Genomic DNA, 639 nt, shown 5'->3' on the forward strand with positions numbered 1-639 from the left:
TTCAATGCTGTAGAAAATGTGAAAATACGGTTCGAGAAATGATCAATGAATAATGGATAATCAATCGGAAGCACCATGAGTCCGACAGTTGACAACTTCACTAAAGGACTTCATGACAATTTAGAAGCGATCGCCTTAGAAGCGATCGCCGCCAGACTAGATGCTCTAGCCGCAGCGGCAAATCCAGAGAAATAAGGCATGATTAAGCCAAGCTTTTAATAAGCTCAGAATGTTCATTCATAAGGAGGGTAATATGAGAGTTACTGACCCCGAAGCTGATGGTTTGGTTCTTAACTCTGCATGGACAAATAAGATCGCTTTGCTGATGATGATCTTAGGCATCATTTCGATCCTATTTCCTTTATTTGTTGCTGTTACCTCAATCTTATTATTCGGCTGGGTATTCATATTTGCCGGAATTTCACAAATTCTTTATGCCCTGCAATCAAGAAATTCAGGTCAAGTTGTTTGGAAAACAATCCTAGGTCTGTTGTACCTACTAGCAGGTATTTTCCTGGTGACGAATCCCCGTGGAAGGCGTAATTGCCTTCACGGTGTTTTGGGCATTACAATTTTGTGCAAGGTATCATTCAAGTATCGATTGCGTTGCAAATGCGGCGATCGTCACTGAACTGGGAA

At 41.5% G+C, this 639-nt stretch carries 1 protein-coding gene; it reads left to right on the plus strand.

Going from position 1 to position 639, the window contains the following annotated elements; genetic code table 11:
• Positions 1–253 precede the first annotated feature (253 nt).
• Positions 254–631 carry an HdeD family acid-resistance protein gene (locus tag DO97_RS20315; protein ID WP_162183044.1) on the plus strand — a complete coding sequence of 126 codons (378 nt, stop codon included), beginning with the start codon at positions 254–256 and terminating at the stop codon, positions 629–631.
• The last annotated feature ends 8 nt before the right edge of the window (positions 632–639 follow it).

Source organism: Neosynechococcus sphagnicola sy1 (assembly GCF_000775285.1).
GTDB classification, from domain to species: domain Bacteria; phylum Cyanobacteriota; class Cyanobacteriia; order Neosynechococcales; family Neosynechococcaceae; genus Neosynechococcus; species Neosynechococcus sphagnicola.